The organism is Chloroflexota bacterium (genome assembly GCA_016875535.1).
In the GTDB taxonomy this organism is placed as follows: domain Bacteria; phylum Chloroflexota; class Dehalococcoidia; order SHYB01; family SHYB01; genus VGPF01.
The window spans coordinates 1-4,517 of sequence record VGPF01000074.1 but is presented as its reverse complement, the minus strand read 5'-3'; the positions used below and the strand labels follow the sequence as shown (position 1 = coordinate 4,517).

Genomic DNA, 4,517 nt, shown 5'->3' with positions numbered 1-4,517 from the left:
CCGATCTTCTACCGAAAGCCTTTTCCAGGGCCGCCTCGATCACCGACGATGTGGCGGCCTTGGCGTTCGAAGCCTCAAAGACAACGTTCCCACTGGCAAGCAGCGTCCTGACGTTTGCAAAGCCAAGCGAAGTGAACGCCTTCGCCAGATCGGCCATCTTGATGACCTTGTTCCCGCCGACATTGATGCCGCGCAGAAGGGCGACGCAGGTTGGCATAGGGCGAGGGTAGCACGAGTCGTGAGCCCAGGGAATAGGCCGCCTTGGGAAAGTGGCGGAGCGGGCGAGATTCGAACTCGCGAGAGGGTTGCCCCCCTACACGCTTTCCAGGCGTGCCTGTTAGGCCACTCCAGCACCGCTCCACTGTGGCCGACAACAAAAATGGCGGAGAGGAAGGGATTTGAACCCTTGATGCTTTCGCATACCGCTTTTCGAGAGCGGCGCCATAAACCGGGCTCGGCCACCTCTCCGCGCAACACGCCGTGCCGCCGGTTCTAGGCAAAGCGTCGCGGCAACCCTGAAGTGGAATGACGATTCAGCAGAAGACCGCTTCCCTATGATACAAGAGGCCGGGGCCAGGGACAAGGAATCCCGGGGAAACACAACGCCCCCGGGAGACCGGGGGCGTTTCATGCGATCATGGTCCGCCGGCGGCGCTAGGCGGGAACCTTGGCGGCGAAACTCTTGGTGGAGGCGATGTGGCGGCTCATGCCGAGCTCGCGGGGGTTGAAGCCCATCGCCACGCCCAGGAGCTGAGGCAGGTGGATCACCGGCAGGTTGATCTGGGTCTTGTGGGCCTTGGCGGCCTCCGGCTGCTGGCCGTCCAGATTCAGGTGGCAGAGGGGGCAGGGCGTCACCATGGCGTCCGCGCCCAGGCCCTTGGCCTCCAGAAGGTGGTTGCCGGCCATGCGCAGGGAGTTGTCCCGGTTCATGGTGAGGATGGGAAAGCCGCAGCACTTAGTCTTGCCGCGATAGTCCACGGGGGTGCCGCCCAGGGTCTGGATAATCTTCTCGAGATACTGGTTCCGCTCCGGGCGCGTGTCATAGCCCAGGGCCTCTGTGGGACGCACGACGTAGCAGCCGTAGAAGGGCGCAATGGCAATGCCGGTGAGGGGCTTTCGAACCAGGCCCTTGAGGCGGTCGAGGCCGTAGTCCTCCACGAGGATCCAGAAGAGGTGCTTGACCTCCGTGGTGCCCTTGTATTCCAGGCCCTCAGGCTTAAGGAACTTGTTGATGAAGGCGCGATATTCGGCGTCCTTCTTGAGGCGGTGGTTGGCCTGGCTCATCACACCCTGGCAGGTGCTGCAGATGGTCATGAGGGGCAGGCCGCGCTTTTCCGCCATGGCGAAGGTGCGGGCGTTCAGGGTATCGCCGAGCTCAGGGTCGCGCTCTTGGAGGACGCCGGCGCCGGTGCAGGCCGCCTCTTTCAGGTGCTCCAGGGTGAAGCCGAGATGCTCGCCGACGAGCTTCATGGCCTGGAGCAGCTCGGGCGCGCCGCCCTGGGCGACACAGCCTGGGTAGTAGGCATAGCGCATTAGTGTTTCTCCATCTCGTCAAAGATGCGCTTGACGTGTTCAGCGCCGGGGCGCTTCTTGTGGATGATCGGGGGGACCTTGCGCTTCACCGCGGCGCGGAGGGCGGTAGGCATGAACTTGAGCTGGGCGTCCACATCGTCGAGACCCAGAGATTCGGGGAGGAGGCGCAGCTCGTTGAGGGCGCCGCTGTGCTTCACGGAATTGGCGAAGGAATCGCTGTGGCGGCTGCCGTTGTTGTCCTTGTAGCCCGCCTCCATGGCGGCGCGGCGGGTATCCAGGATGCGCTCCATGGGCGCGACGCCCTTGGGGCAGACCTGGACGCACTCCAGGCAGTGGGTGCAGTCCCAGATGCCGCCGTACTTGCTCAGCTCCTTGAGGCGCTCATCGCGGGCGGCATCCGTCTCACGGGGATCGGCGACGAAGCGGTAGGCCTTGGCGAGAGCGGCAGGCCCGATGAAGTTCTTGTCCACTTCCAGAACGGTGCAATCGGAGACGCAGCAGCCGCACATGATGCAGTTCATGGTGCCGACGAGGTCCTGCATCGCATCGGCAGAGGCAATGTACTCTCGAGCCGGGGGCGGCTGGGTGGCCTTGAGCCAGGGCTGCACCTGGCGGACTTTGCTCCAGAAGGGCTGCATATCGGAGACCAGGTCCTTGACGGACTTGGTGTTGCCGAAGGGCTCGACGGTGACCTCCGTCTTGCCGTCCCTGGTCACATCGGCGATCTTGGTCTTGCAGGCGAGGACGGCGTGGCCGTTGACCTTGATGCCGCAGGAGCCGCAGATGGCGCTCCGGCAGGAACAGCGAACCGCCAGGGTCTCATCCTGGTATTCGCGAACCCTGATGAGGGCGTCAAGGACGACTTCGCTCTCGTCCACCTCGACCTTGTAGTCCTGGAAACGAGTCTCTTTCGTCTCCGGGTTGTAACGCTTGACCTTAAAGGTGACGTTCTTCAATAGACTCTCCTCTCGGGCGGCCACCTGGTGATGGTCACCGGCAGGTAGTCGATCATGGGGCCTTGCGGCGTGTGGTAAGCGAGGGTGTGCTTGAGCCAGTTCTTATCGTCGCGGTTGGGGTAGTCCACGCGGGAGTGCGCGCCGCGGCTTTCCTTGCGGGCGATGGCGCCGGCGGCGATGGCCTCCGCGACGTCAATCATGTTCTCCAACTCCAGGACGGAGAAGAGGTTCCAGTTGTAAACCTTGCTGTGATCGCGGACGGAAACTTTCTGATAGCGGGCCTTGATATCGCGGAGGAGGGCCTGGGTCTCCTGCATGGCCTTTTCGCTGCGGAAGACGCTGATATTGCGATCCATGCTGACGCCCATCTCAAGGCGAAGCTTCGCGGCGGTGAAGCCCGGGTAGGGACGATCCATGAGGCCCTGGATCTTGCGCTTCTGCTCGGCGATGAGGGCATCGCTGTTGACCTTGGCTGCGGAGGTTTTCTTGGCGTAGTTGACGGCCGCCGCACCGGAGCGCCGTCCGAAGACGACGGTCTCCAGGAGGGAGTTGGCGCCCAGGCGGTTGCCGCCGTGGATGCTCACGTTTGCGCATTCGCCTGCGGCGTAGAGGCCGGGGATGAAGGTCGCGCCATCGGCATCGGTTTTCACACCGCCCATGATGTAGTGCATACCCGGGCGGATTGGGCACGGATCCTTGACGATGTCTATATTGGCGAAATCGCGGGCCAGCTCATAGATCTGGTAGAGCTTGGACATGATGAGCCTTTCGCCCAGGTGGCGGCAGTCTAGGTAGACGCAGCCGTTGACGCCGCGGCCTTCGTTGATCTCCGTCTGCTCCGAGCGGGAGACGACATCCCGGGAGGCGAGCTCGAGCTTGTTCGGCGCGTACTTCTTCATGAAGCGGTCGCCGTCTTTGTTGGTGAGGTAGGCGCCTTCGCCTCGAGCGCCTTCGGTCAATAGCGCGCCGTTGCCCTTGAGGGTGGTGGGATGGTATTGGACCATCTCCATGTCCATGAGGGGCGCGCCGACGCGGTAGGCGAGGGCATGGCCGTCCCCGGTGCAGATGAGACCGTTGGTGCTGGGCTCGTAGACGCGGCCGATGCCGCCTGCCGCTAGGATGACGGCTTTGGCGCGGATGACTTCGATCTCGCCGCGCATCATGTCCATGGCGACGACGCCGACGCATGCGCCGCCTTCCTTGATGAGGGAGAGGACGAACCACTCCTCATAGACGCGGACGGCGGATTTCATGAGTTGTTCGTACATCACATGGAGGCAGGCCTGACCGGTTATATCGCCGACAAAGAAGGTGCGCTGCTTGCTGGCGCCGCCGAAGGCCCGGGTGGTGAGCCTGCCGTACTGATCACGGGCAAAGATGACGCCCATGTGCTCAAGCTCGAGGATATCGCCGGCGGCCTCTTTGGCCATGACTTCGATCGCATCCTGGTCGCCGAGCCAATCGCTACCTTTGACGGTATCGTAGGCGTGAATCTCCCAGGTATCGTCGCTGCCTTCACCGCCCATGGCGGCGTTGATGCCGCCCTGCGCGGCGTTGGAATGGGAGCGGACGGGGTGGACCTTGGAGATGACGGCGACGTTGGCGCCCATGCGGTAGGCCTCGATAGCGGCGCGCATGCCGGCAAGCCCCGCCCCAACCACCAGGACATCATGTTCGTACATTCACGGCCTCCTGGCCAGGAGTGCGTGAAGTTTATCACATACTTTCGGATGTGACAATGAAGGAGAGGGAGACCTCACCCTCTTATCCCTCGCCCTGAGAAGGGAGGGACGCCTTGTGGTTTGTGGTTGTTTCACTTGCTTCTAGATGGAGGGTTTCTTTTGTTTCTCGCTTTCTTTTCGTTTTGCTGGGTGGGTTTGTTGGTGCGCAGGCGGCCCGTTGGGAGGGGAGTCACGCTCCGGTGAGGGAGCGCCGAGGGGGACCGTCCGATGGATTCGGACAGCGGGCTTCCGGGAGGGGCGGCGGAGGCGTTGAGGCAGGGGCCTGAAGGCCATGCTCGCCCTTCGG

At 63.0% G+C, this 4,517-nt stretch carries 4 protein-coding genes and 2 tRNA genes; all 6 read right to left on the bottom strand.

The window, feature by feature from the left end; genetic code table 11:
• Positions 1–217 (bottom strand): DUF1697 domain-containing protein (locus tag FJ039_12495; protein ID MBM4406965.1); only part of this gene is annotated, 217 nt, incomplete at its 3' end.
• Positions 218–270: 53 nt separating this feature from the next.
• Positions 271–360, bottom strand: a tRNA-Ser gene (locus FJ039_12490).
• 20 nt (positions 361–380) lie between these two features.
• Positions 381–468: transfer RNA gene (locus FJ039_12485), tRNA-Ser, on the bottom strand.
• Between the two features lie 186 nt (positions 469–654).
• Entirely contained in the window at positions 655–1,533 is an 879-nt protein-coding gene (locus FJ039_12480) for a disulfide reductase (GenBank protein MBM4406964.1), read from the bottom strand.
• On the bottom strand, positions 1,533–2,489 hold the full coding sequence (locus FJ039_12475) for a succinate dehydrogenase/fumarate reductase iron-sulfur subunit (GenBank protein ID MBM4406963.1): 957 nt from the start codon (positions 2,487–2,489) through the stop codon (positions 1,533–1,535). Before FJ039_12475 ends, FJ039_12480 begins: the two co-directional genes overlap by 1 nt.
• Positions 2,486–4,171, bottom strand: a complete 1,686-nt coding sequence (locus FJ039_12470) for an FAD-binding protein (GenBank protein ID MBM4406962.1) — start codon at positions 4,169–4,171, stop codon at positions 2,486–2,488. The genes FJ039_12475 and FJ039_12470 overlap by 4 nt, the downstream gene beginning before the upstream one ends.
• Positions 4,172–4,517 lie beyond the last annotated feature (346 nt).